Raw genomic sequence first — 26,341 nt, 5'->3', positions numbered from 1 at the left:
GTCATATGCGACGGTGCGAGGCGCAACGTGCCCATGCGCGACGGCCCACTCGATGCGCGCCGCGGGCTGGGCTCCCATCGCGCTCGTCTTGCCCCGCGCCCCCGACCAGCAATCAGCCGTCATGCCCGTGCTTGTCACGGGCATCCACGTCTTGATCCCAACGCGTAATCCCAGCGCGATATGCCAGCCCTTGCGCCGCCATTTGTCCTTGCCAGCGCGGCCGAGGATGCCATCGCCACGCCCCAACCGTCATTCCGCCCGCGAGCAGGCGACGCCAGCCGCGCCCATTCCCACGCATGCGCTTAACCATAGTGCGTCATGCGCGGGCAGGGCTGCGGCGTGCTTGCGGCGTTAGCTGTGCTGTTCTGGGGCGCCTTTGGTCAGGCGGCGACGTAGCCATCGCGCGAGCGGGGCGTTCATCTGGCGTCAGCCCCCTCGTCGGTTCCAGCCAGACGGATAAGCCACGCGCCCCCAGCGCCTTGGATGCATCTTCGCGCCGCTGGCGCCGACCGCCGCGCGCACCGTGCGAGCATGGCGGCCTTTGCCTTACGTCTCTTCGGCCTCGACGTCGCAACTTTGGAAAACATGACAATTGTCGCCCGAAAAACGACCGGATGCGACCAATGGAAACCGTTGTTTAACCTGAATCCGCTTTAACTGCCTGTGTTGCGTAGCCGGTGGATGTGAAATGCCTCAAACGAATCCGACGAACCGTTCTGGCGCTCTGGCCCGGATTGCCGGGGTGAGCATGCTCTCGCTTCTGGCGGCGGCCTGCGCCGCAGATTCCCAGCGTTTCGCCGGCTTCTCTGGCGCAGACAAGATGTCCACCGGCAGCCTGCCGCCGGCGGATGTGCCTGGAGGTCAGGCCGCGCCGTCCTATGGCGGCGGCTCTTATGGAGCGAGCTCCTCTGGCGCCAATCCCGCGGGCTCTGGCTATGGCGCCTCGTCGGTGCAGACCTCGAGCCTGCCGCCGCCGTCTGGCGCCAGCCAGTCCAGCTACCAGGCTCCGCAGCAGTCCGGCTTCTCCGGCGTGCGTCCCGATCAGGTCACCGGCAGCAGCAACGGCTGGACCGCCATCGGCGGCGCCACCGTGTCTGTGGGGCAGGGCGATACGGTGCAGAGCGTCGCTGATCGCTATGGCGTGCCGCCGGCGGCCATCCGCTCGGCCAATAACCTCAGCGGCAATGGGCTTAACCCAGGCGCCAATATCATCATTCCGGTCTATAATCCGTCTGCAGCAACGTCGGCGGCGGGCCAGGCGACGGCCACCGCGCGCCAGGGCGCGGCCAGCGTCAATGCCCAGGCCCAGTCGGTTCGCGCCGCGCCGCAGCAGATGGCGACCAGCACGCAGGACCGCACCCGCCAGGTGATCGCCGCTTCGCGCACTGTCGCCCAGCAGCCGGCGCAAGCCGTCCGCGCTGGCGAGCCGCCGCGCTCGTTGCAGCAGCAGGCCAGCCAGGCCAACCGCGCTCCCCAGGTGGTGCGCGCCCAGCCACAGCCACAGGTTCAGCCGCAGGTGGCGGTGAAGCCCGTCGCCCAGCCGGCGCCGAAGCCGCAACAGCTGGCCGCGCCTGAGAAGGCGAAGCCTGCCGAGCCGGCGCGCCAGGTCGCCGCCGCCCCGGTCAAGGCTGCGCCCGAGCCCAAGGCCGTGTCTGCCCAGGCAGCGCCTGTACAGGCAGCGGCTGCGCCCGAGGCTGCTCCGGCCAAGGCCGAGAGTTCGGGCGGCAGCTTCCGCTGGCCGGCGCGTGGCCGCATCATCCAGGGCTTTAACGGTCGTGGCGGCAGCGAAGGCATTAATATCGCGTTGCCAGAGGGCACGCCGGTCAAGGCGGCTGAAGGCGGCGTCGTGGCGTACGCCGGCAGCGAGCTTAAGGGCTATGGCAATCTGGTGCTGATCCGCCATGAGAATGGCTGGGTGTCGGCCTATGCCAACAATGGCGAGCTCAAGGTCAAGCGCGGCGACAAGGTCAGCCGGGGCCAGACCGTGGCTACCTCGGGCCAGTCGGGCAATGTCTCGACGCCGCAGTTGCACTTCGAATTGCGCAAGGGTTCGACGCCAGTCGACCCGCTGCCACATCTCGCCGGTGGTTGAGACCCCCGTCGCAGTAGTGGAAACGCCCCGGTCCCCCGCCGGGGCGTTTTCTGTTGGTGGGCGCAGAGCTTATGTGCGCGCGCCGATGGCGCCAACCCACCTGCGGCCTGGCTCAGTTGCGTAGACGTTCCGCGATCAGGCGGAGCCGCTCCGGCGTCTTGCACAGGGCGGGGTCGCCCGTGCCATACGGCGGTTGCGGGGCGTAATGCATGCTCAGCTCAATGGCTGCCCCTACGTCATCACCGGCGAGCAGTCCGGCGAGGGTGATGCCCATGTCGATGCCGGCGGTGACCCCGGCGCTGGTCAGATATTTGCCGTCCCGGTGCACCCGCTCCGGGGCGACGTCGACGCCCATTTTCGCGAGCGCCTCCACGGCCCGCCAATGGGTGGCGGCGCGGCGACCGTCAAGCAACCCCGCCGCCGCCAGCAGCAGGGCGCCGGTGCAGACCGAACAGGTAAAGGCGCTGTCTGCGTCCATGGCGCGCAGCCAGTCCAGCGCTTCCCGGGATTGCAGGATGGGCCGGAGATCGGCTGGCATGCCGCCGGGAATGATCAGCGCATCGGCGGCGTCGATCTGGTCAAGGGCCGTGGCCATCAGCTGGGCGCCGCCGCCAGCGGTGACTGGCCCCGATGTCAGCCCGGCGAAGCTGATGCGCGCCTCAGGCAGGCGCGACAGCGGATCATAGGGGCCAATGGCGTCGAGGGCGGTGACGCCGTCATAGACGAAGATGACGATATGCATGGCGTGCTCCTGTCTGTGGCGTCACCTCACCGCGTCAGGCGAACCCGCCCTGAGGTTATGAGCGTCACTCCGCCTGCAAGGGTTTGCCGAGGCGGCCAGCGAGGTCCTGAATATATTGCCAGGCGGTGCGGCCAGAGCGGTAGCCGCGTGTCGTCGCCCATTCCAGCGAGTCGCGGCGCAACTGCTCCGGGGCGATGGCGAGGCCGTAATGGGCGACATAGCCATTCACCATGGCCAGATAGTCGTCCTGGCTGCATTTGTGGAAGCCGAGCCATAGGCCGAAGCGGTCCGACAACGAGACCTTCTCTTCCACCGCCTCGTGCGGGTTGATGGAAGTTGAGCGCTCGTTCTCCATCATGTCGCGCGGCAGCAGGTGGCGCCGGTTGGAGGTGGCGTAGAACAGCACCTTGGCTGGCCGGCCCTCGATGCCGCCATCCAGCGCCGCCTTCAGCGACTTGTAGGAGGTGTCGTCGGAATCGAACGACAGATCGTCACAGAACACCACGAAGCGGTAGGCGCTGTCGCGCAGTAGCTGCATCAGCGCCGGCAGGCTGGCGATGTCCTCGCGATGGATCTCGATCAGCTTGAGGCGGGCCTCGCCATGGCGTGGCGCGCCCATTCCGTCGTCCTGATTGATGGCGGCGTGCACCGCCTTGACCAGCGAGGATTTGCCCATGCCGCGCGCGCCCCAGAGCAGGGCGTTATTGGCAGGCAGGCCATTGGCGAAGCGCGTGGTGTTGTCCTGCAAGGTGTCGCGGGCCCGATCCACCCCCTGCAGCAGCACCATGGCGACCCGGTTGACCCGTGGCACCGGCTGTAACCGGCTTCCCGTCGCCAGCCAGACAAAAGCGTCGGCGGCGTTGAAGTCCGGCGCCGGCGGCGGCGGCGGGTAGGCGCGCTCCAGCGCGGCGGCGATGCGCTGCAGAGCGTCGGTCCCGGCGGCGTCAGCGCCCGGCGTTGCGGTGAGGGCGCCTGCGGCGGCGGTAAGAGCGGCGGATGCGCCATGGGGCATGATCAAACCCAGTCAGATTGTTGCTCAGTGGCCAAGGGCGACAGTTGTGCGGCGCCGTTGCAGGCTTGTCGACCACATGACGGCATGAGCGCCATGCGCGTTGGTCGCCGCTCTGACGCGCACGGCGAACGCCTGGTCGGCTGATGCGCATCGCGATGAATCAGTCCGCGGCAGCCTGCTGACGGCGCTGGTCGCAGCCTCCCGACAGCCAACCTCAGCTTGTTGGGGGAGAGAATTGGCCCGGCAGGCCGCCAAGGCTGGCGGAAATCCGCCGTCATTCGCCAGTTAGGCGTTGATCGCCTTCAATTATCGCATTCGCCGCAGGTCGCAGGGCTTGCCTGATGAACGCGGGGCGCCTATAAGCCGCGCCATCCCACACGCGAAGTGCAGGCCCATGTCCGTAATGGGCTGTCCGGTGACCCTTGGTCAAAACGGCTTCGCGGAGGACCAACCGGAGAAATAGAATTATGGCGATTCCTGACTTCACCATGCGTCAGCTGCTCGAAGCCGGCGCGCACTTTGGTCACCAGGCTCACCGCTGGAACCCGAAGATGAGCGAGTACATCTTCGGCGTTCGTAACAACATCCACATCATCGACCTGGCCCAGTCGGTGCCGATGCTGCACCGCGCCCTGCAGGCCGTGTCTGACACCGTCGCCTCCGGCGGTCGCGTGCTGTTCGTCGGCACCAAGCGCCAGGCTGCGGACTCGATCGCTGACGCTGCCCGTCGTTCGGCCCAGTACTACGTCAACTCCCGCTGGCTCGGCGGCATGCTGACCAACTGGAAGACCATCGCCGGCTCGATCCAGCGCCTGCGCAAGCTCGACGAGATGCTTTCGGGCGGCGCCGCCAACGCGCTGACCAAGAAAGAGCGTCTGATGCTGTCGCGCGAGCAGGAGAAGCTCGAGAAGGCGCTGGGCGGCATCAAGGACATGGGCGGCACGCCTGACCTGCTGTTCATCATCGACACCAACAAGGAGCAGCTGGCGATCAAGGAAGCCCGTCGTCTGGGCATCCCGGTCGTCGCTATCGTCGACACCAATTGCGATCCGGATGGCATCACCTACGCCGTTCCGGGCAATGACGACGCCGGCCGCGCCATTCAGCTGTACTGCGACCTGATCGCCAAGGCCGCCATCGACGGCATTTCGCGCGCTGCCTCGGACATGGGCTTCGACCAGGGCGCTGAAGAAGAGCTGGTTGAGGATCTGGGCGCTGTCGAGGCTCCGGAAGCTTTCGCTGACGAAGTGTTCGAAGTGCTGGCCGCCCCGCGCGGCGCGCCGGACGACCTGACCAAGCTGACCGGCGTTGGCCCGGAGCTGGAAGGCAAGCTGAACGAAGGCGGCGTGTTCCACTACTGGCAGCTGGCTGCTCTCAAGGACGCCGACATCACCAAGCTCGACGCCGACCTGAAGCTCAACGGTCGCATCCAGAGCGGCAATTGGGTCGCCCAGGCCCGCGCGCTCGTCGAAGCCTGATCAAGATTTTGGAGCATTCCGCCCGCGCTCCTCAGGGTGAGCAGGGCGGCGGCTTTGAACACATCGGCCCGGCGTCGTAACAACGCCGGGCCCTTCCTGTCTGTAACGGGACGTTTGTCCCGGACCCAAAACTCAGGGGACAACCATGTCGAACATTACCGCCGCAATGGTGAAAGAGCTTCGCGAGAAGACCGGCGCGGGCATGATGGACTGCAAGGCTGCGCTCAACGAAGTGGCTGGCGACATCGAAGCCGCCGTTGACTGGCTGCGCAAGAAGGGCCTGTCGAAGGCCGCCAAGAAGGCTGGTCGCGTCGCCGCTGAGGGCCTCGTGTCGGTGCAGTCGTCGGGCAAGACCGCGGCGATCGTCGAGGTGAACTCCGAGACCGACTTCGTCGCCCGCAATGACGCCTTCCAGGCCTTTGCCCGCGAAGCCGCCAAGATCGCCCTCAATGGCGACGGCACGCTGGAGAACCTTGAAGCCTCGACCTTCCCCGGCTCGTCGCTGACCATCAAGGACAAGCTGCAGGAGCTGATCGCCACCATTGGCGAGAACATGAACCTGCGCCGCGTCGATCGCCTGCATGTGGCTGACGGCTACATCGCCACCTATGTGCACAATTCGGCTGGCGAAGGCCTCGGCAAGATCGGCGTGCTGGTTGCGCTGGAGTCGACCGGCGACGTGACCGCGCTGGAGACCCTCGGTCGCCAGATCGCCATGCACGTGGCCGCCACCAGCCCCGCTGGCCTCGACGCCACGTCGATCCCGGCTGACGTGCTGGAGCGCGAGATCGCCATCCTGCGTGACAAGAACGCTGGCAAGCCCGAGAACGTTCTGGCCAAGATCGTCGAGAGCGGCATGAAGAGCTACTACAAGGAGAACACCCTTGTGGAGCAGGGCTTCATCCATGACCCTTCGAAGACCATCGCCCAGGTGCTGAAGGAAGCCGAAGGCAAGATCGGCGCACCGGTCGCCCTGAAGGGCTTCGTGCGCTATGGCCTCGGCGATGGCATCGAGAAGGAAGTGGCTCCGGACTTCGCGGCTGAAGTCGCCGCTGCCCGCGGCTAAGCTGCGCAGACTGTTGCGCCGGCCCTGAGCGGGCCCGGCGCCACGGATCGAGATCTGACCAGCCCCGGCCCAATGGCCGGGGTTGGCGTATCCAGGCCATTGTGGCGGCGCCTGGAGGGCTCCATACCAGACCGGGATGGCGCGGCGTTACGCGCCTGCGCGATGGTCGGCGGATGCGGTAGATTGCTCATCGGGCTTTGATATGGGGCGTCCCGGGTGCTTTGGAGCGGTTTGCGGCCCAGGATGGCCGCAAACCCTTCCGAAGATCGGCGGACAAAAGGTTGACCAGCCCGTCTGGTCAACGGGCCGGGCTCACGGGGCCAGGCCCAGGTGCAACAGGGCGAAAACCGCTCAGCCGGGGCGGTTTTCCGGACAGGGAGTTCCCCATGCAGGTGAAACGCGCGTTGCTGAAGCTGTCGGGTGAGGCGCTGGCCGGGCCGCATGGCCTAGGGCTGCATGGCGAGACCCTGACGACCATCGCGGCGGATGTGGCGGAAGCCAGTCGCGCCGGTTTTGAAGTGGCCATCGTGGTCGGCGGCGGCAATTTCTTTCGCGGCGTTCAGGGCATGGCCCGCGGCCTGACCCGCAATACCGGCGATTCGATCGGCATGCTTGGCACGGTGATGAACGCGCTGGCGCTGGAGCACGCCATCGAGGCGGCTGGCGTTCCGGCCCGCGCCATGTCGGCGATTTCCATGCCGCAGGTATGTGAGAGCTACGCCCGTCGGCGCGCCATCGACCATCTGCGCAATGGCAAGGTGGTTGTGCTGGGCGGCGGCACTGGCAATCCGTGGTTCACCACCGACACTGGCGCGGCCCTGCGCGCCGCCGAGCTGGAATGCGACGTGCTGCTCAAGGGCACCAATGTGGACGGCGTCTATGATTCCGATCCGCACCGTAATCCGAACGCCGTCCGCTTTGATCGTCTGACCCATGGCGAGGCGATCAATCGCGATCTCAAGGTAATGGATACGGCGGCGTTCGCCCTGGCGCGCGACAGTGGCCTGAGCATTCTGGTGTTCTCGCTGCACAGCCCCGGGGCGATTTGCACGGCGCTGCGCGGCGAGGGCGCCCATACCCTTGTGACGCCCAACTGAGGCGTCGCCAGGGTTGCAGATCGGCGCGCGCCGATATGAGGTCTCGCGCCGGCGGGGCAAAGCAGCTATGTAGCCTTCACCCAGGATGGCGCCGCGCCACGAATGGCTGGCCTCGGTCTGCCTATCAGGCGCGCGCTGCAGGTGGGTCTGGCGCGACAGGCGCCCGGGAAGGCTGAGGATGTGGCGCCCCTTGCGGCTGATACATGCTATAGGCGCCCGGGACAGCTGGCGCGCCGATGGCCGCCGTCCGAAATGAACCGATTGCCAGGGCGAAACCTATGACGACCGCAACTTTCGACCTCGACGACATCAAGCGCCGCATGACCGGCGCCATCAACGCGCTGCGCCATGACCTCGGCAGCCTGCGCACGGGCCGCGCCTCGTCGACCCTGCTCGATCCGATCACCGTCGACGCTTATGGCTCGCCAACGCCGATCAGCCAGGTCGCCACCGTCAGCGTGCCTGAGCCCCGCCTGCTGAGCGTTCAGGTGTGGGATCGCGGCATGGTCAATGCGGTTGAGAAGGCCATTCGCGAATCCGACCTCGGTCTCAATCCGAACACCGAAGGCCAGGTGATCCGCCTGCGCATTCCGGAAATGAATGAGCAGCGCCGCAAGGAGATGGTCAAGGTCGCCCATAAATATGGCGAAGAGGCCAAGGTCGCCATCCGCCACGTGCGTCGTGACGGCATGGACCTGCTGAAGAAGCTGGAAAAGAACGGCGACATCTCCGAGGATGACGAGAAGCGGTTCGGCGAGCAGGTGCAGAAGGCCACCGACGCCGCCGTGGCTGACGCGGACGCCACGGTCGCCGCCAAGGAAAAGGAAATCATGCAGGTCTGAGACATTCAGCCTGCATGCTGCGCCGGCCTCGGACGGCGTAGCCATGTGACGATAGGGGGGAGCGCCCTGTGGGCCGGCGGTGACGCCGTGGCCATGGCGGCGCGATACCGGACGGGATGGGGCGTTTGCCTGCGCTGGCAGCCGACGCCCAACCTGCCGGGCAGGGCCAGTCTGGCCAGGATTAGACAGGCCAACGAGCAATGGGCGTTGCGACAGATACCTTGATGACGCCTGTCACCCAGGCCCCGGACGGGGCGCGGGCGCCGCGCCATGTCGCCATCATCATGGATGGCAATGGGCGCTGGGCCACGCGCCGCGGCCTCCCGCGCGTCGAGGGGCACCGCCGGGGCGTCGAGGCCCTGCGCCGCACCGTGCGCAGCGCCGCTGAGCTCGGCGTCGATTTTCTCACCGTCTACAGCTTCTCGACCGAAAACTGGCGGCGCCCGGCGGTCGAGGTTGGCCAGCTGATGGGGCTGCTGCGGCTGTTTTTCCGCCGCGACCTCGCCGATCTCGAGCGCATCAACGTGCGCGTCCGTTTCATTGGCGAGCGTGAGGCGCTGGCCGAAGATCTGCGGCGCATCCTCGAAGAGGCCGAACAGCGCACCCGCCACAACACCGGTCTGACCCTGGTGGTGGCGTTTAATTACGGTGGCCGTCAGGAGATCGTCGCCTGCATGCGCCGGCTGGCCCGCCAGGTGGCGGCGGGCGCACTGGCGCCAGATGACATCACCGAGGAGCTGGTGAGCGCCGCCCTCGACACCGGCGATATTCCCGACCCGGATCTGGTGATCCGCACCTCCGGCGAGGTGCGCACCTCCAATTTTCTGCCGTGGCAGACCGCTTACGCGGAATATGTCTTCATGCCCGTGCTGTGGCCAGATTTTGACGACACGCTGCTGCGCGCCGCCATCGCTGAATACGCCAGCCGGGAGCGCCGTTATGGCGGCGTGGATGCTGTGGCCGATCCACAGGCGCCGGGGGGCGGCGCCGGGCTTGATCAGCAGTCAATGAGCGGTGCGGCAGGCCAGACGGCCGGCCGTCGCGATGCCCATGGGGGAGGCGAAGACGCTTGAGCGGGTTTTCTTTGGCTGACAGCCTGTTCCGTGGGCGTTCCGAGCTGTGGCGGCGTACGGTTTCTGCGGTGATCCTTGGCGCGGTGGCGCTGGGCGTCGCCTTTTCGGGCGGCCTGTGGCTCACCCTGTTCTGGGCGGCGGCCGGCGGCGTCGCAACGCATGAATTCCTGCGGCTCACCGATGCGGCGGAGACCGCCCCGCTGGCCAGCCGGGAACGGCGCCGCGGCTGGCGGCTGGTCTGCGCCCTGTCGGTGGCGCTGGTTGCGCTGGCCGCCTGGTCAGGCTGGCTGCTTTCGGCGCTCGGGCTTGGCCTTGTTGGCGCGCTGGTCAGCGGCTTCGTCGCTGGGGCGTCGATCCGGCTGGCGGCGCTGTTTGGCGCGGGATTCCTCGTTGGCGCGGTGCTGGCGCTGACGCCTCCTTTGGTGCGCGCTGATCCGGCGCTTGGCCTGCCGGTGCTGCTGTGGATGTTCGCCGTGGTTTGGGCCACCGACATCGGCGCCTATTTCACTGGCAAAAGCCTCGGCGGACCGAAGCTGTGGCCAGCGGTCAGTCCCGGCAAAACCTGGTCTGGTTTCTTTGGCGGGGGCCTCGCTGGCGTACTGGCTGGCGTATTGGTGCTGGTCACCGCCTTTGACTGGGCGTCGGTCGGGCCGGTCATCGCCGTCTCGGCGCTGGCCTCGGTGCTCGGCCAGGGCGGCGATCTGGCGGAATCGGCGCTGAAGCGTCGGGCAGGGGTCAAGGACTCCGGCCAGCTGATCCCTGGTCATGGCGGCGTGCTCGACCGGCTGGACGCCTTTTGGGCGGTCACCGCGCTGGTCGCCGTTGGCTACATTGGCTGGCGACTGGTCGGCGCGGCCTGAACCTGACCGTGCGCCCCTGGTCAGCGGCGCCACGCCGCGCGGCCCCGAACGGGAACAAGTGACTTATGAGCAAATCCTTCGCGCCTTCCCCTGACAGGCAATGGACCGGGTCGGCGGAAGCCCAGACGCTGGCCGGGGACGCGGGCCGTCGTCGCGTGACGGTGCTTGGCGCCACCGGCTCGGTCGGGCGCTCCACCGCGGCGGTGCTCGCCGAGCACGCTGAGCGGTTCAGCGTCACCGCGCTGGTCGCTGGCGCCGACGTCGCCGGGGCGGCGCAGCTGGCGCGTCAGTTGCAGCCGGATTTCGTCGCGCTCGCTGATCCTGCGCTGCACGCGCCGTTGCGTGAGGCGCTGGCGGGCGCGGGCGTGGCCTGCGGCGCCGGTCCATCCGCCGTTGACGACGCCATCGCCATGGATTGTGAGCTGGTGGTGGGGGCGATCTCGGGCGCCGCCGGCCTGCGCCCGACCCATGCAGCGATGCGCCCGGGCCGCACCATGGCGCTGGCTAACAAGGAATGCCTCGTCTGCGCCGGCGAGGCCTTTATGCGCGACGCCCGGGCCCTTGGCGTGCCAGTGCTGCCCGTCGATTCTGAACACAACGCCTTGTGGCAGGCGCTGGGCGGCGAGCCGGTGGAGCGGGTCGAGCGCATGACGCTGACCGCATCCGGCGGCCCGTTCCGCACCCGCCCGGCGGCTGAGATGGCCAGCATCACGCCGAAGGAAGCGCTGGCCCATCCAACCTGGTCGATGGGCCCCAAGATCAGCATTGACTCGGCAAGTTTGATGAACAAAGGCCTCGAACTTATTGAGGCGATGCATCTTTTTGGTCTTGATGCCGATCGGTTCGACGTCCTTGTGCACCCGCAATCGGTGATCCACGGTCTGGTGGCGTTCAGCGATGGCTCGGTGACCGCCGGCATGGCTTCGCCCGACATGCGAATCCCCATTGGGCATTGTCTCGGCCTGCCGGAGCGCCTTGCGCTGACGACGCCGCGGCTCGATCTGGCGCGCATCGGCGCGCTGACCTTTGAGGCGCCGGACCTCGAGCGGTTCCCCTGCCTCGCCATCGCCCAGCAAGCGATGCGCGCCGGCGGCCGGGCGGCCACGGTGATGAACGCCGCCAATGAGGTGGCGGTGGCTGCGTTCCTCGATGGCCGCATTGGCTTCGCCGACATCGCAAGGCTCATCGACCAGGTCTGCGCCAGCTCGGGCTCAGGGCCGGCGCCAGACAGCATTGACGCCGCGCTGGCCATTGATGCTGAAACGCGGGCATATACACTGGAGAAGCTGGCCTGAGGGGCCGGCTTCGGCGCCGGTTGCGTCAGGGGCTGCGGGGCGGGCGGTCGGGGCTGTCAGACATGTTCCACCGAACGTGCGTCACCGGAATTTTGACGCGGGCGACGCGCCGGCGCATGGCGCAGCCTTCGCCTGAATCCAGCCAGGATTATTGCTGATACAGATCGGCCGGCGCTAACGCCGGGCGTCGATGGAGCCGGAGCACATGGATATTAGCGGACTGACTGGTCTGTTCGGGTCATTCCTGGGATCTGTCATCCCATTCATATTCGTGCTCTCGATCGTCGTGTTCGTGCATGAATATGGCCACTATATCGTCGGCCGCTGGTGCGGCGTCGGCGTCAGGGTGTTCTCCATCGGCTTCGGTCGCGAACTGTTCGGCTGGACCGACAAGCGCGGCGTGCGCTGGAAGGTGGCCGCCATTCCGCTCGGCGGCTATGTGAAATTCGCTGGCGACGCTGGCGCCGCCAGCACCCCTGACCGGGCCGCCATGGCGACCATGACGGCCCAGGAGCGGGCGGAGAGCTTCCAGCACGCCACGTTGCCGCGCCGCGCCGCCATTGTCGCCGCCGGGCCGGTGGCCAACTTCCTGCTGGCAATCGCCATCTTCAGCGCCACCATCTACGCCTATGGCCGTGTCGAGCTGATCCCGCGCATCGATGCGGTGCAGGAGAACAGCGCCGCCGCCGCCGCTGGCTTCAAGCCAGGCGATGTGGTGACCACGATCAACGGCGCCCGCGTCAGCAGCTTCGCCGACATGCAGCGGGTGATCTCGGCCAAGGCGGGCGAGGCGCTGAATTTTACCGTCGACCGCGGCGGCGCTCCCGTGCAGCTGACGGCGACGCCGGCGACGCGCGAGTTGTCCACGCCTTTCGGCAAGCAGCGCATCGGCATGCTCGGCGTGCAGGGCTCGCGCAATCCCGAAGACGCGCGGGTGCGCCATTTCGGGCCGCTGGAATCCCTGCAGATGGGGGTGATGGAGACCTGGTATGTGGTCGATCGCACCTTTGATTATCTGGGCAAGCTGATCGTCGGCAAGGAATCCGTCGACCAGCTGTCGGGGCCCATTCGCATCGCCCAGGTATCAGGCCATGTGGCCCAAATGGGGATTACGCCGCTCCTCAATCTGGCGGCATTCCTGTCAGTGTCGATCGGACTGCTTAACCTCTTTCCGATACCGATGCTCGACGGCGGCCACCTGCTGTTTTATGCAGTGGAGGCCGTGCGCGGCCGCCCCATGAGCGAGCGGCTGCAGGAGTACGGTTTCCGTATCGGGCTGGCGCTGGTGTTGATGCTGATGATCTTCGTGACCTGGAACGATCTGATGCACCTCGGCAGCCGGCTCGGTCTGGGGGGATCGTGACTTCGTAACCACGCTCTCAAAAAAAGGTTTTGTTAACCTTCTCTTCGATTGCATGCCAACGTAAACACGTTAGAAGCAATTTCAGAGGCAGCGTAGAACGCATGGATAATGCCCCCGTTCCGGGGTCCATAAGAATCAGGGCGGCCAGTTTATGAATGTGACTGCAACGATCCGCAGGATGGGTTTGACGAGCGTGAGCCGTCTTGCCCTTGCCACCGGGCTGGTGTTGGCGACTGGCGTCGTCAGCGTTCAGGCCCAGTCTTCGGCGGAGGGCCGTGGCCACCATGCCAGCGCATCGCGCGCCAGTGAGCGTACGATCGTTAATCGCGTGGTGTTCGAGGGCAACAAGAAGATCCAGAAGGACGTGCTTCTGGGCGAGCTCTCCACCAAGGCCCGCGACCCGTTCAGTCCTGCCCGCGTTCAGTCTGATGAGGCGCTGCTGCGCGAAATCTACAAGCGCGGCGGCCGTGGCTTCGCCACTGTCTCCAGCCGGATTGTGCCGCTCGACAATGGTCGCGTGGACGTCGTCTTCACCATCAAGGAAGGCGACAAGACTGGCATCAAGGAAATCAATTTCGTCGGCAATCACGCCTATTCATCGACCCGTCTGCGTAATCTGATGCAGACCACCGAGATGAATCTGCTGTCGTGGCTGAAGACCACCGACGTGTATGATCCGGACAAGATCGCCCAGGACGAGGACGCGATCCGTCGCTTCTATCTGAAGAACGGCTACGCAGACTTCCGTATCGTGCAGTCGGACGCCGTGTTCGATGAGGCCAAGGGCGGCTGGATCGTCACCATTGGCGTCGATGAAGGCGCGCCTTACCGCATCGCCGCCGTTGACGTTGAGTCCCGCATTCCTGGCGTCGCCGCTGAGGAAGTGCGTGGCCGCATGAAGACCTCGGCCGGTCAGACCTATGACGCTGACGCCATCGAAAAGGGCCTTGAGGCGATGACCACCGACGTGATGCGTCGTGGCTATCCCTTCGCCCAGGTGCGTCCGGCTGGCGTGCGCGACAGCGACAACAAGACCATCGGCCTCACCTATATCGTTGAGGAAGGTCCGCGGGTTTACGTTGAGCGCATCAACATCCGTGGCAACGCCCGTACCCGCGACTACGTCATCCGTCGTGAGCTCGACCTGGAAGAGGGTGATGCTTACAACAAGGTGCTGGTGGATCGCGCTGAGCGCCGCCTGAACAACCTTGGCTATTTCAAGAAGGTTCGCGTCACCAATGAGCCAGGCAGCCAGCCTGACCGGGTGGTCCTGAACATTGAGGTTGAAGATCAGGCCACTGGCCAGTTCTCGATCTCGGGCGGTTACTCGACCCAGGACGGCATCATCGGCGAGGTCGCCGTGGCTGAGTCCAACTTCATGGGTCGCGGCCAGTATGTGAAGCTGTCGGGTCAGCTGGGCCAGCGCGCCAATGGCGTGCAGTTCTCCTTCACCGAGCCTTACTTCCTCGGTCAGCGTCTCGCCGCCGGCTTCGACGTGTTCACCAAATATGTGGACAATACCGAATACGGTAACTACGAGACCCGCACCTCGGGCGGCACCATCCGCTTCGGCCTGCCGATCACCGAAGAGTTCTCGCTGCAGCTGCGCTATTCGCTGTACCAGACCAATCTGAAGGTGCCGAACAGCTACAAGAAGCCGTACAACGACTGCTCCGTGCCGCTGCCGGGTTATACGACGACGTTCCTGCCGGGCGCGCCGGGTAATCTGTTCCTTTATGACGGTCAGCCAGGGGCGCTGGCGCTCTATCCGAACTGCGCATACGACGGTGAAGCGTCGATCGCGGTCAAGGAAGCGCGCGGCAACACCATCACCTCGCTGGTCGGCGCCACGCTCACCTACAGCACGCTGGATAACGTCAAGGATCCGCGTAACGGCATCTACGCCGAGTTCCGTCCGGAAGTGGCGGGTCTGGGCGGTGACTCCCGCTTCATCCGCGCCACCGGTGAGGCCCGTTACTACCACGAGATCTTCGACGACTACGTCGGTATCCTGAAGCTGCAGGGCGGCCACATCAACGCCATCGGCGGCAAGGACCTGCGCCTTACCGACCACTTCTTCATGGGCCCGACGCTGGTCCGCGGTTTCGCTCCCTCGGGTCTCGGCCCGCGTGACCTGAACGGCGATCCCTCGACCAACGCCATCGGCGGCACCACCTATTTCGGCGCCAGCGCCGAGATCCAGTTCCCGATCCCGCTGGTTCCGCGTGAGATCGGCCTGAAGGGCGCCGTGTTCGCCGACGCCGGCACGCTGTTTGGCTACAAGGGTCGTCGTCAGTTCGACCTGAACAACAATGGCGTTATCGAGGGTTGGGGTCCGACGGGCTGCAACACCGCCGGTCTGCCGGTTCAGCCAGAGTGCGTGAACGTCTACGACAGCAAGGCTATCCGTACCTCGGTCGGCGCCTCGATCCTGTGGCAGTCGCCGCTTGGTCCGATCCGCTTCGACTACGCTTACGCGCTGTCGAAGGCGACCGGCGACCGTACCCAGGCCTTCCGCTTCTCGGGCGGCGGCAGCTTCTGATCCATGCTCAGGCCGCCGGGCGCGGCCTGAACTTCCAGCTTGTGGCGGCGGGTCGTCTTCTGGACGTCCCGCCGTTTTCGCAGTATGGCCCCGTATAATGACTGATCCTGTATTTTTCCGGCCCGCACGGGGCGTGACGCTGGGGGAAGTGGCTGGCCTTGCTGGCGCGACCCTGCCTGAGGGCGTGGATGCTGCGCGGGAAATCACGGCGGTGGCCCCGCTGGAGAGCGCCGGCCCCGGCGACCTCGCTTATATGGACAACGCCCGCTACGTGACGGCGCTCGGCCAGTGCCGCGCCGCTGCGGTGCTGGTGTCGGAGCGCTACGCCAGCCGCGTGCAGGGCGAGACGGTGGCGATTGTCTGCCGCGATCCGCATCGCGCTTTCGCCCAGGCGCTGGCGGCGCTGTTTCCTGATTCCATGCGGCCCGGCTCCTTCTTTGGCGCCACCGGCGTGGCCCCTGGCGCGATCGTTCATCCGGAAGCGCGCATCGAGCAGGGGGCTGTGATCGACCCAGGCGCCATCGTTGGCGCCGGCGCCGAGATCGGCCGTGGCACGGTGATCGGCGCGGGTTCGGTTGTGGGGCCGGGGGTGCGTATTGGCCGGGACTGCTCCATCGCTCCTGGCGTCGTGTTGCAGCATGCCTTGCTCGGCAACCGCGTCATTCTGCACCCCGGCGTGCGCGTGGGCCAGGATGGCTTCGGCTTCGCCATGGGGGCGACGCATCTGAAGTCGCCGCAGATTGGCCGGGTGATCATTCAGGATGATGTGGAGATTGGCTCCAACACCACGGTTGATCGCGGCGCAACGCGCGACACGATGATTGGCGAGGGCACCAAGATCGACAATCTGGTGCAGATCGCCCACAACGTGGTGATCGGTCGCCATTGCGTCATCGTCGCCCAGGTTGGCATCGCCGGCTCGTCGACGCTTGAAGACTATGTGGTGATCGGCGGCCAGGTCGGTGTGGTCGGCCATGTGCGCATCGGCGCCGGGTCGCAGATCGCCGCCACTTCGAACGTCAATTCCGACGTGCCGCCCGGATCGGTATGGGGGGGCACGCCCGCCCGACCGATCAAGGAGTGGTTCCGCGAGATGACAGCGCTTAAAAAGCTGGCGTCGCGTGATCGCAACAACTGATTCATCGGGCGCCGGTTGACCATTGAGACCCCTCGGTCGGTCAACCTTGCGCCCAGACCAGGGCAGACAGGCAGGGCGGGTCACTTAGGGCCGCGTCAGGCTGAGGGTCTACAGGCCGGGGCGCTTTGCCGCCGGACAGCGCATATCAGGGAGCATGTTGATGGAAGGGGCGCCGCAGAAGCTGGATTCCGCCGATATTCTGCAGATCATGAGCTATCTGCCACACCGGTATCCATTCCTGCTTGTCGACCGGATCGTGGAGATCGACGGGGACAATTCCTGCATCGGCATCAAGAACGTCACCATCAATGAGCCGCAGTTTCAGGGGCATTTCCCGACGCGGCCGCTGTATCCGGGCGTGCTGCTGATCGAGGGCATGGCCCAGACCGCGGGCGCCATTTGCGTGGCCTCCAAGATCGCCGAGTCGAAGGCGCCGAAGCAGGTGTTCTTCATGACCATCGACAAGTGCAAGTTCCGCAAGCCGGTTGAGCCCGGCGATGTGGTGGAATTCCACATGCGCAAGCTCAATAACCGCCGCAACATGTGGTGGTATCGCGGCGAGGCCAAGGTGAATGGCGCGCTGGTCGCTGAAGCGGAAGTCTCCGCCATGCTGGTGCTCGAGTGAGCGGCGGCGCGGAGATCCATCCGCTCGCCGTGGTTGATCCGGCGGCGACGATTGGCGCCGGCGTCAGCATCGGCCCGTTCTGCACGGTCGGCCCGGAGGTGACTTTGGGCGATGGCGTGCAACTGGTCAGCCATGTGGCGGTCGCCGGGCGCACCAGCATTGGCCCGCGCACGAAGATTTATCCGTTCGCCTCCATCGGTCATGCGCCGCAGGACCTGAAATACGCTGGCGAACCATCGACGCTGCGCATCGGCGCCGATTGCATGCTGCGTGAGGGCGTCACCATCAATCCCGGCACCGCTGGCGGCGGCCTGGAGACGGTGGTCGGTGATCGTTGCGCCCTGCTGGCCAATTCGCACGTCGGGCATGATTGCCGGGTGGGCGATAATGTCATCATGTCGAACAATGTCATGCTGGCTGGCCACGTCACCGTTGGCGACCATGTGATCTTCGGCGGCGGCTCGGCGGTGATCCAGTTCACCCGCGTCGGCTCGCACGCCTTTGTCGGCGGCATGTCGGGGCTGGAGAATGACCTGATCCCTTATGGCATGGTGATCGGTAACCGCGCCCATCTGGCTGGCCTCAATCTGGTCGGGCTGAAGCGGCGCGGCTTTGAGCGCGAGGATATTCACGCCCTGCGTCGCGCCTATCGCATGCTGTTTGCGGCGGAAGGCACCTTGCTGGAGCGGGTGGCGGACACCGAGAGCGAGCTGGGCGCGCATCCTTTGGTGACCGAGGTGCTGGCCTTTATTCGCGAAGGCGGCGACCGCGCCATCTGCACGCCGCGGAGCGCAGACTGAGCCATGAGCGCGTCTGTCGCCATCATTGCTGGTGGCGGCGCGCTGCCGCTGGCGCTGCGCGATGTGCTGGCGCGGCGCGGCGTTGACGTGCACATCATCGCCCTGCGCGGTTTCGCCGACCGGGCGACCCGCCGGGCGGCGACCGCCTGCCACGGCATTCTCGACGGGCGCGGCGTGCTCGATACGCTGCGTCGGCTGTCGCCTGGCGCGGTGACGCTGGTCGGTTATGTCCACCGGCCCGGACCATTGGCGCTGCTCGGCGCCTATTCCGCCTTTCGCAACCGCGACCTGATCGCCGAGCTCGCCAGTTCTGGCGATGATGGATTGTTGCGCGGCGTGGTGCGCCTGCTGGAAGACCAGGGCTTCGCCATTCGTGGCGTGCATGATCTGGCGCCGGAGCTGCTGGCGCCGGCGGGCCAGATCGGCGGCTGTCCCATCAGTCAGCCAGAGGCGATCTCGCTTGCCAATGACATGCTCACGGCGCTGTCGCCCTTCGATGTCGGTCAGGCGGCGGTTGTCTCCGGGCGTCGCATCTGCGCCGTTGAGGGGCCCGAAGGCACCGACGCCATGATCCGCCGGGTTGGCAAATTGTGGGGCACTGGGCGGTTGCCGCGCTCGCCCGGGCCGCCCGTTCTGGTCAAGACCGCCAAGCACGGCCAGGATTTGCGCATCGACATGCCGGTGATTGGCCCACGCACCGTGCGCCGCGCGGCGGCCGCCGGCTTTGCCGGCATCGCTGTTGGGGCAGGGCGGACGCTGATCATCGACCAGCCGCAGGCCATCGCGGAGGCTGATCGGCGCGGGTTGTTCTTGTGTGGTTTCTGATGGCGGTTGGATGAGGGCCGCGCTTCTGGGCTGATGACGGCGGGGCATGGCCTAAGGCAAGTCGTGGATGCCCGCGTCAAGCGCGGGCATGACGGTGGTTGTTGGGGTGATGCGCTCGCCTGCAGGGGGGAAATGCTCTGGGGCCTGTCGACGGGGGGGCGTCCCGGCGGACGCCCATGCCGGAGCGGATTGCGTTGCGCTTAATGCGCCTGTCTGATGAGGCTGTTGCATCAGCCCGCTGATCATTGGGAGAACATCTGCATGAGCGCCAGTTCACCGCTGAATGTCTGGATCGTGTGCGGTGAAGAATCGGGCGACCAGCTGGGGGCGGGCATGGCGCAGGCCATGCTGGCGCGGCTGGGGGCGGATGGTGTGCGCTTCGGCGGGGTTGGCGGCGAGCGGCTGTCCCGGCTGGGGCTGAACAGTATTTTTCCCCTGCATGATGTGGCGGTGATGGGCTTCATCGAGCCGCTGAAGCGTTTGCCGACGCTGTTGCGCCGCATGCGCCAGACGGTTGAGGCTGTTGTCGCCGCGCGCCCGGATGTTCTGGTGATCATCGACAGCCCCGAATTTACCCACGCCGTGGCGCGGCGCGTGCGCAAGCGGATGCCTGAGCTGCCCATCGTCGACTATGTCAGCCCCAGCGTGTGGGCGTGGCGGCCAGGGCGGGCGCGCAAGATGGCGCCCTATGTCGATCATCTGCTGGCCCTGCTGCCGTTTGAGCCAGAAGCGCACCGTCGCCTCGGCGGGCCGCCTTGCACCTATGTCGGCCATCCGCTGATCGAGAAGCTGGATGTGCTGCGGGGCCACCGGCCGTTTGACCATGCGCTGTCGTCGCCGCCGCATCTGCTGGTGCTGCCTGGCAGCCGCCGCAGTGAGGTGTCGCGCCTGCTCGGCGTGTTTGGCGAGACCCTTGGCGCGCTCCGCGCCCATGGCCATGACTTCCGGCTGTCGTTGCCTGCCGTGCCGCATCTGCTGGACATGGTGCGCGACGGCGTGGCGCAATGGCCGGTGCAGCCCGAGATCGTGCTCGGCGAAGCGGCGAAGTTCGCCGCGTTTCGTTCGGCCGACGCGGCGCTGGCTGCATCGGGCACCGTATCGCTGGAACTGGCGCTGGCCGGCGTGCCGATGGTTATCGGCTATCGCGTCGCCGCCATCGAAGAGATGATCCTTCGCCGGCTCATTATCGCGCCGTCAGCCGTGCTGGCCAATCTGGCCCTGGGTGAGAACGCCGTGCCGGAATTCATCCAGCAAACCTGCACGCCCGAGAACCTCTCCGCTGCGCTGGCGCCGTTGCTGGCTGACACGCCGGAGCGGCGCGCCCAGGTCGCCGCTCTGGCGCGACTCGACGCCCAGATGCGCACCGGCGACGAAACGCCATCCGAACGCGCCGCCCGCATCGTGCTTGAGGTGATCGCTGCGCGCAGCCGCTGACGGCGAATAGCCGCGCGGGCAGGCCGCATGATGATAGCGGGCCGCGCGAGGCCACCATCGGCGCCAGATTTTCCAGTCCGCGCCGCGCCAGGCCGAGCCATCCGAACCTGCGCGCCGCCGGGCGCAGGCCAGCGCATTCATTCGATGCATCAGTCCATCACGCGCGCAAGCGGCTCCGACGACACGGGGCGCCTGTGTCCAATGACGGCATTAGCCAAAGCGACGCTCTCGCCAGCTAATCTCTGGCTGCAAGCGTCACAGCGTCGGGGCGAACCCAGGTCTGCCGGCAAGGTCCGCCGCGCCAGCCTTCCGCCAAACCCACAAACAAAAAACCCCGGCCAATGGCCGGGGTTTGCATCATCTCGTGGCCTGCGCCAGGCATCAACGCATGTTGATGTTGACGTAGTCGCGCTCTGGCGCGCCGGTGTAAAGCTGGCGCGGACGGCCGATGCGCTGGCCCGGATCCTCGATCATTTCCTTCCACTGGGCGATCCAGCCCGTGGTGCGGGCGAGGGCGAACAGCACCGTGAACATGGCGGTGGGGAAGCCCATGGCCTTCAGGGTGATGCCCGAATAGAAGTCGATGTTCGGATACAGCTTCTTCTCGATGAAGTACTCGTCCGACAAGGCGATGCGCTCAAGCTCCAGCGCCACTTCGAGCAGCGGGTCGTCCTTGATGCCAAGCTCGTTGAGCACCTCATGGGTGGTCTTCTGCATGATCTTGGCGCGCGGGTCGTAGTTCTTGTATACGCGGTGGCCAAAGCCCATCAGACGGAACGGATCGTTCTTGTCCTTGGCGCGAGCGATGAACTCCGGAATACGGTCAACGGTGCCAATTTCCTCAAGCATCTTGAGGGCGGCTTCGTTGGCGCCGCCGTGCGCAGGTCCCCACAGGCAGGCGATGCCAGCGGCGATGCAGGCGAACGGGTTGGCGCCAGACGAACCGGCGAGACGCACGGTCGAGGTCGAGGCGTTCTGCTCGTGGTCGGCGTGCAGGATGAAGATGCGGTCAAGGGCGCGCGACAGCACCGGATTGACCTTGTACTCCTCACACGGCACGGCGAAGCACATGCGCAGGAAGTTCGAGGTGTAGTCCAGATCGTTCTGCGGATACACGAACGGCTGGCCGACATGATATTTGTAAGCCAGCGCGGCGAGGGTGGGGACCTTCGCGATCATGCGCATCGAGGCGATCATGCGCTGCTTGGGATCGTTGATGTCGGTTGAGTCGTGATAGAACGCCGACAGGGCGCCGACCGACGCCACCATGATCGACATGGGGTGCGCGTCGCGGCGGAAGCCATGGAAGAAGCGCAGCAGCTGCTCATGCACCATGGTGTGGCGGGTGACGCGGTAGTCGAAGTCAGCCTTCTGCGAGGCGGTCGGCAGCTCGCCTTCCAGCAGCAGATAGCAGGTCTCGAGGAAGTCGCCGTTCTCGGCCAGCTGCTCGATCGGATAGCCACGATATAGCAGGATGCCTTCGTCGCCATCGATATAGGTGATCTTGGACTCGCACGACGCCGTCGAGGTGAAGCCCGGATCAAAGGTGAACATCCCTGTTTCTTTATACAGGGGCGCGATATCAACGACGCTCGGTCCGATGGTGCCCTCTTTAACCTTGAGGTCCACCGAATTGCCATCGACGCTTAGCGCAGCCGTTTTTGCTGTCATTGAATCACCCTTGGCCTGGTCTGACCGTGCGGCGCTCCGGAGGCCGAAGCAGGGCGCCTGTCGCGCCACGCGGTGTTGGGTTTTATTGTGCAACCCCTCGTAAGAACGACGGGCAGGCTTGTGTCTCGGTACCCGATTTGGGATGCCCCATCAAGCGTAACTACACTTCTGGAGCACAGTTCACTGCCCAATATTGGGCGAGGTCGCGACCCTTGCATGGCAAGGGTTGCCAGAGGTTGCGGTCATGCGTCGGGCCTGCGCCAGCATCGGCGCGCCTGTGCTGCTCACGGCCAGAACCCGGGCGGAGGCGGACCAGCCGCCGCCCGGCGAACTGGGTTGTTGGCCGCCAGTATACCCGGTTCGCGAGGGTGAGCGGCCTGCAACAATGTTCAGGTCGTCTGATCGCGCAAACGGGCGATGGTTTCGTCGCGGCCGAGCACGACCATGACGTCAAACAGGCCCGGAGAGGTGGTTTTGCCGGTGAGGGCGGCGCGCAGGGGTTGGGCCACCTGGCCAAGCTTGACCCCAGCCGCTTCCGCTACCTGGCGGACCACCGCCTCAAGCGCCTCAGCAGTCCACTCGGGCAATTGTTCAATGCCTGCCAGCACCTGGGCAAGCCGGTCGCGGGCCCCGTCATCCAGCAGCGCCGCCGCCTTCGGCTCCAGCGGCAGCGGACGGGAGACGTAGAGATATGCGGCGCTGTCGAGCAGCTCCACCAGGGTTTTGGCGCGCTCCTTGAGGCCTGGCATGGCGGCCAGCAGCTGGCTGCGCTGGGCGTCGGTGAAGCGGTCGCCGAGGCCACGGGCGGCGCCGAGCTCTGGCAGGATGGTCTCAAGCGCTTCAACCAGCCGGGCGTCGCTGGCGTTGCGCATGTAAATGCCGTTGAGGTTCTCCAGCTTGGCGAAGTCGAAGCGCGCCGCCGAGCGGCCAATGGCGCCGAGGCCGAAGGCTTCAATCATTTCCTCAGTGGAAAACACTTCCTGGTCGCCATGGCTCCAGCCCAGCCGCACCAGATAATTGCGCAACGCCTCGGGCAGATAGCCCATGCTGCGATAGGCCTCGACGCCAAGGGCGCCATGACGCTTGGAAAGCTTGGCGCCATCTGGACCGTGAATCAGCGGAATATGCGCCATCACCGGCGTCCGCCAGCCGAGCGCCTCATAGATCTGCTTCTGGCGGGCGGCGTTGGTCAGATGGTCGTCGCCGCGGATGATATGGGTGACGCCCATATCGTGGTCATCGACCACCACGGCCAGCATATAGGTGGGGTTGCCGTCGGAGCGCAGCAGCACCAGATCGTCGAGGTTCTCGTTCTTCCAGGTCACCAGCCCCTGGACCTGGTCATCGATGCTGGTCTCGCCATGCAGCGGCGCCTTGAGGCGCACCACCGGCTTGACGCCGGCCGGGGCCTCCGAAGGGTCGCGGTCACGCCAGCGCCCATCGTAGCGCATTGGCCGACCTTCCTTACGGGCCAGCTCACGCATCTCGGTGAGTTCTTCTGGCGTGGCGTAGCAGTGATAGGCTGCGCCGCTGGCCAGCAATTGCGCCACCACCTCACGGTGCCGGTCGGCGCGGCCAAACTGGTAGACCACGTCGCCGTCCCAATTGAGCCCGAGCCAGCCGAGGCCATCGATGATGGCGGCGATGGCGCCGTCGGTTGAGCGCTCGCGATCGGTGTCCTCGATCCGCAGCAGCATCTTGCCGCCCATCTTGCGGGCGTAGAGCCAGTTGAACAAAGCCGTGCGTGCGCCGCCGATGTGCAGGTAGCCGGTCGGAGAGGGGGCGAATCGCGTGATGATCTGATCGGTCATTGGCTCGACAGCATTGCTTGGCATGAGGTCTGGGCGAGGCTCGCCCAGCACGGTTCATGCGCGCGGTGAAGACGTTCTTGCGAAAGCGCAAACGCCCCGCCGCCGCAGCCGGCGACGGAGCCTTACACGCAAAGACGCACGCCCGTCGCCTCAGGCGGCGAGAACGGCGCATTCATTGCCGGCTGGTTTAGCATGGCCAGGCCGCGTGTCGAAGTCATGACCGCCACGGGTGTATGAGGGCCGCCTTGCGGCCTTGCGCAGATGTTGGCCCAGATGACGCCGTCCTGCGCGGCAGCGCCCGGATGGCGCGCGCCCACCCTTTTAGGCGATCGCGCGCCAAGTGGCGGCGCCGGGGCCTGCCGCCGCGAGCGCCATGGCGGCAGCCGATGGGGCCTTAGGCAGGACGCCAGCGCTGCAGCCACGCGCCCAGCATCAGGATCGTCCAGAGCTGGGGGGTATGGTCATGCGTTCCGCGCAGGTGCTCGGCCCAGATCAGGTCAACCTGGCGCCGTTGATCGATGTAGGGGGACAGACAGTCGGATCGCAGAATCCCTTCGGCCCAGGGGCGCAGGGGTCCACGCAGCCAGGCGCCAATCGGAATTGAAAAACCGGTCTTGGGGCGCTCAATCAACGCCTGTGGCACATGCCGGTAAAGGATCTGCCGCAACGCCCATTTGCCGGAATTGTTGCGAATTTTCATATCGATCGGCAGCCGCTGCGATACGGCGACGACGTCCGGATCGAGAAACGGCGCCCTTGTCTCCAAACTCACCGCCATGGCGGCGCGATCAACCTTGCACATGATGTCGTCAAGCAAATAGCTGCGCATGTCCTGCGCCATCATCCTGGCGGCCGCGTCTGGTAGGGTCGCCGGCAACGGGTCGTCAAGCAGCGACGCAGGTTCGTGCGCGCTAGCCTTCAGTGCGTCAGGCGACCAGCAGGAGACGGTTCTGCGGTAGAGGTCGTCGACGTTTCTGACGCCGCTCATGCGGCTTGCCAGGCGATGGGCTTTTTCGCTAAGTCGCCCGACGTCTGGTCCCCCAGCCCTCGCGCTGAGCGCGCCAATGGCGTCCCAGGCGGGGGCTGGCGTGGCGTTGATGCCAGCGGCGATGGCGGTCCGCACAGGGTGCGGCATCCATCTCAGCTTCTTCCAGATCCTTGGGCCCCAAGAATACCGGTTATACCCGCCGAACAATTCGTCGCCGCCATCGCCGGACAGTGCGACCGTGACGTGCCGCCGCGCCGCCTGGCACACAAGGAACGTTGGAATCTGCGATGAATCAGCGAAGGGCTCATCATACATATCGGGCAGCAGTGGAATGACGTCGCGTGCATCCTGCTCAGAGACCATCAACTCCGTGTGGTCAGTCGCCAGATGGCGCGCGACGGCGGCTGCATGCGGCGCTTCATTATAGGCGGCCTCGGCGAAGCCCACGGTGAACGTGCGCACCGGCCGGTCGGATTGCTGCTGCATCAGCGCGACGATCAACGAGCTGTCGATGCCGCCGGACAGGAACGCCCCCAGAGGCACGTCGGCCATCATCTGGCGCCCAACGGCTTCCGAGAGACTGCGCTCCAGCGCGGTCAGGGCTGGCGCTTCCTCGGCAAACTGGCTTGCTGCGCCGGCATCGATAACATCGTTGACCGACCAGTAGCGCCGGACTGAATGGCCATCCCTGGCCTCGCCGGGGCGGAGCGGGGCGCGCAGAGGGGCTGGCTGGCCCTCAATATCCAGGATGCAGCCGGGCTCCAGTTTCCAGACGCCGCGGTAGATGCTGCGAGGCGCTGGGACGTAGGCGAAACGCAGAAACTGCTGCACCGCCTCCGGACAGACATGGGCGGCAAAATCAGGGTGAGCGCGCAGCGCTTTCAGCTCCGAGCCAAACACCAGATTGCGGCCCGTATAGCCCCAGTACAGCGGCTTTTCGCCCAGCCGGTCACGGGCGAGCGACAGCCTGCGTTGCTGACGATCCCAGACAGCGATGGCGAACATTCCGTGGGCGCGCCGCAGGGTCTCATCCAGGCCCCAGAATTCGATGCCGGCCAGCAGCGTCTCAGTATCCGAACCGCCTCGCCACGCCGCGACGGCTCTCGACTTCTCAAGGGCGCGGCGTAACGCAAGGTGATTATAAATTTCTCCGTTATAGGCGAGCACATACCGCCCGGAACCGGAGATCATTGGCTGGGCGCCGGCAGGGCTAAGCTCGACGATAGACAGGCGACGATGGCCCAAAGCGACCCCATCGCCAGTCCAGAATCCGTCCGAATCCGGGCCGCGGTGGCGCAATATTTCCGTCATGTCCCGAATAATGGCGCCGAGATCGTCTCTCGTATTTGCGTCATATGCAATAACGCCAGTCAATCCGCACATATATAGTCCCCCGCGTGAGGTCTATCAGCAACAAAGTTTTCGTTCAATGCGGGTTTAATACAGCGCTGACCACATATGTGACGCGCATCGGGGCGCGCGCGTTGAGGGTGAATCCCGATCAGATGCTTTGTCATTGAAATTGTTTATGTAAGTCTTGGCGTCCCGCCTCGTGTGGCGGGTCGTGTGACGATCGCACATGGCCGT

20 protein-coding genes are annotated in these 26,341 nt (G+C 65.8%); 15 read left to right on the top strand and 5 right to left on the bottom strand.

Going from position 1 to position 26,341, the window contains the following annotated elements; all coding sequences use genetic code 11:
- The first annotated feature begins 748 nt into the window (after positions 1 to 748).
- Positions 749 to 2,092, top strand: coding sequence for a peptidoglycan DD-metalloendopeptidase family protein (locus AC6A67_RS01495; RefSeq protein WP_498034754.1), 1,344 nt, complete (start codon positions 749 to 751; stop codon positions 2,090 to 2,092).
- Between the two features lie 112 nt (positions 2,093 to 2,204).
- On the opposite strand, the gene AC6A67_RS01490 is transcribed toward AC6A67_RS01495, so the two are convergent.
- Complete coding sequence (locus AC6A67_RS01490) at positions 2,205 to 2,834, bottom strand: DJ-1/PfpI family protein (RefSeq protein WP_498034753.1); 630 nt, start codon at positions 2,832 to 2,834, stop codon at positions 2,205 to 2,207.
- Positions 2,835 to 2,898: 64 nt separating this feature from the next.
- Entirely contained in the window at positions 2,899 to 3,846 is a 948-nt protein-coding gene (locus tag AC6A67_RS01485; protein WP_498034752.1) for an ATP-binding protein, read from the bottom strand.
- 467 nt (positions 3,847 to 4,313) lie between these two features.
- Between AC6A67_RS01485 and AC6A67_RS01480 the strand changes: the two genes are divergently transcribed.
- From AC6A67_RS01480 to lpxB, 14 genes are all read left to right on the top strand, one after another.
- Positions 4,314 to 5,324 (top strand): 30S ribosomal protein S2, encoded by a 1,011-nt coding sequence (locus tag AC6A67_RS01480; protein WP_498034751.1) that lies wholly within the window; start codon positions 4,314 to 4,316, stop codon positions 5,322 to 5,324.
- A 145-nt stretch (positions 5,325 to 5,469) separates the two neighbouring features.
- A complete protein-coding gene (gene tsf, locus AC6A67_RS01475; protein WP_498034750.1) occupies positions 5,470 to 6,390 on the top strand; it encodes a translation elongation factor Ts in 921 nt (306 codons plus the stop codon).
- Between the two features lie 386 nt (positions 6,391 to 6,776).
- Positions 6,777 to 7,487: a UMP kinase gene (pyrH, locus tag AC6A67_RS01470; RefSeq protein WP_498034749.1), complete on the top strand. Its 711-nt coding sequence runs from the start codon at positions 6,777 to 6,779 to the stop codon at positions 7,485 to 7,487.
- 278 nt (positions 7,488 to 7,765) lie between these two features.
- Entirely contained in the window at positions 7,766 to 8,329 is a 564-nt protein-coding gene (frr, locus tag AC6A67_RS01465; RefSeq protein WP_498034748.1) for a ribosome recycling factor, read from the top strand.
- Positions 8,330 to 8,553: 224 nt separating this feature from the next.
- A complete protein-coding gene (locus tag AC6A67_RS01460) occupies positions 8,554 to 9,402 on the top strand; it encodes an isoprenyl transferase (RefSeq protein ID WP_498034747.1) in 849 nt (282 codons plus the stop codon).
- A complete protein-coding gene (locus AC6A67_RS01455; RefSeq protein ID WP_498034746.1) occupies positions 9,399 to 10,262 on the top strand; it encodes a phosphatidate cytidylyltransferase in 864 nt (287 codons plus the stop codon). The genes AC6A67_RS01460 and AC6A67_RS01455 overlap by 4 nt, the downstream gene beginning before the upstream one ends.
- Before the next feature lie 65 nt (positions 10,263 to 10,327).
- Entirely contained in the window at positions 10,328 to 11,557 is a 1,230-nt protein-coding gene (gene dxr, locus AC6A67_RS01450; RefSeq protein WP_498034745.1) for a 1-deoxy-D-xylulose-5-phosphate reductoisomerase, read from the top strand.
- Positions 11,558 to 11,762: 205 nt separating this feature from the next.
- A complete protein-coding gene (rseP, locus tag AC6A67_RS01445) occupies positions 11,763 to 12,920 on the top strand; it encodes an RIP metalloprotease RseP (protein WP_498034744.1) in 1,158 nt (385 codons plus the stop codon).
- 178 nt (positions 12,921 to 13,098) lie between these two features.
- A complete protein-coding gene (gene bamA, locus AC6A67_RS01440) occupies positions 13,099 to 15,462 on the top strand; it encodes an outer membrane protein assembly factor BamA (protein WP_498034743.1) in 2,364 nt (787 codons plus the stop codon).
- Positions 15,463 to 15,559: 97 nt separating this feature from the next.
- Positions 15,560 to 16,600 (top strand): UDP-3-O-(3-hydroxymyristoyl)glucosamine N-acyltransferase, encoded by a 1,041-nt coding sequence (gene lpxD / locus AC6A67_RS01435; RefSeq protein WP_498034742.1) that lies wholly within the window; start codon positions 15,560 to 15,562, stop codon positions 16,598 to 16,600.
- A 160-nt stretch (positions 16,601 to 16,760) separates the two neighbouring features.
- On the top strand, positions 16,761 to 17,225 hold the full coding sequence (fabZ, locus tag AC6A67_RS01430) for a 3-hydroxyacyl-ACP dehydratase FabZ (protein WP_498034741.1): 465 nt from the start codon (positions 16,761 to 16,763) through the stop codon (positions 17,223 to 17,225).
- The gene (gene lpxA / locus AC6A67_RS01425) at positions 17,222 to 18,025 is read left to right on the top strand and encodes an acyl-ACP--UDP-N-acetylglucosamine O-acyltransferase (protein WP_498034740.1); all 804 of its coding nucleotides are present in this window, start codon (positions 17,222 to 17,224) and stop codon (positions 18,023 to 18,025) included. Before fabZ ends, lpxA begins: the two co-directional genes overlap by 4 nt.
- A gap of 3 nt (positions 18,026 to 18,028) precedes the next feature.
- Complete coding sequence (locus tag AC6A67_RS01420; protein ID WP_498034739.1) at positions 18,029 to 18,850, top strand: LpxI family protein; 822 nt, start codon at positions 18,029 to 18,031, stop codon at positions 18,848 to 18,850.
- 261 nt (positions 18,851 to 19,111) lie between these two features.
- Positions 19,112 to 20,284, top strand: coding sequence for a lipid-A-disaccharide synthase (gene lpxB / locus AC6A67_RS01415; protein WP_498034738.1), 1,173 nt, complete (start codon positions 19,112 to 19,114; stop codon positions 20,282 to 20,284).
- A gap of 381 nt (positions 20,285 to 20,665) precedes the next feature.
- On the opposite strand, the gene gltA is transcribed toward lpxB, so the two are convergent.
- From gltA to asnB, 3 genes are all read right to left on the bottom strand, one after another.
- The gene (gltA, locus tag AC6A67_RS01410) at positions 20,666 to 21,955 is read right to left on the bottom strand and encodes a citrate synthase (protein ID WP_498034737.1); all 1,290 of its coding nucleotides are present in this window, start codon (positions 21,953 to 21,955) and stop codon (positions 20,666 to 20,668) included.
- Positions 21,956 to 22,344: 389 nt separating this feature from the next.
- Positions 22,345 to 23,766 (bottom strand): glutamate--tRNA ligase, encoded by a 1,422-nt coding sequence (gene gltX, locus AC6A67_RS01405; protein ID WP_498034736.1) that lies wholly within the window; start codon positions 23,764 to 23,766, stop codon positions 22,345 to 22,347.
- A gap of 394 nt (positions 23,767 to 24,160) precedes the next feature.
- Entirely contained in the window at positions 24,161 to 26,137 is a 1,977-nt protein-coding gene (gene asnB, locus AC6A67_RS01400) for an asparagine synthase (glutamine-hydrolyzing) (protein ID WP_498034735.1), read from the bottom strand.
- Positions 26,138 to 26,341: the final 204 nt, after the last annotated feature.

The organism is Camelimonas sp. FR25 (genome assembly GCF_059740505.1).
This window is presented reverse-complemented; position numbering and strand designations above follow the sequence as displayed.